We start from the raw sequence: 624 nt of genomic DNA on the forward strand, positions 1-624 counted from the left end.
GACCGCTACCTCGGCCACTTCCAGGGTGACCCCGAAACCTACCGCCCCAAAGGCGAGGTGGAGGCGCTACGCAAGAACGACCCGATCCCCAAGCTCGGCGACCACCTGCGCAAGTTGGGCGTGCTGAACGACGCGCTCGACCAGAAGCTGCGCGCAGCGGTCACCGAACGCATCACCGAGGCCTATGACTTCGGCCGCAACAGCCCCTACCCGAAGCCCGAAGACGCGCTGCTGCACGTCTTTGCCTGAACGCAAACCCGTACTGACAAGGAGACAACTCTCATGAACGCACCCGCCACCCGCAAGCTGACCATGGCCCAGGCCATCTCGGAAGCCATTGCGCAGGAAATGGAACGCGACCCCGAAGTTTTTGTACTTGGTGAAGACGTGGGCAAGTACGGGGGCATCTTCAGCGCCACCGGCGGCCTGCTCGCCAAGTTCGGCAAGGACCGGATCATGGACACGCCGATTTCGGAAACCGGCTTCATTGGCACGGCCATCGGCGCCGCGGCCGCAGGCATGCGCCCCATCGCCGAGTTGATGTTCGTCGACTTCTTCGGCGTCTGCATGGACATGATCTACAACCACATGGCCAAGAACATCTACATGTCCGGCGGCAACATC

1 protein-coding gene and 1 pseudogene are annotated in these 624 nt (G+C 62.3%); both read left to right on the plus strand.

Annotation, left to right across the window (positions count from 1 at the left end; genetic code table 11):
• On the plus strand, nucleotides 1-249 hold a 249-nt coding region (locus ABW22_RS16510; protein WP_237763399.1), incomplete at its 5' end, for a thiamine pyrophosphate-dependent enzyme.
• A gap of 33 nt (nucleotides 250-282) precedes the next feature.
• Nucleotides 283-624: pseudogene (locus tag ABW22_RS16515) on the plus strand (alpha-ketoacid dehydrogenase subunit beta); the annotation flags it as partial.

It is taken from the genome of Thiobacillus denitrificans (assembly GCF_001530125.1).
Taxonomy (GTDB): Bacteria; Pseudomonadota; Gammaproteobacteria; order Burkholderiales; family Thiobacillaceae; genus Thiobacillus; species Thiobacillus denitrificans_C.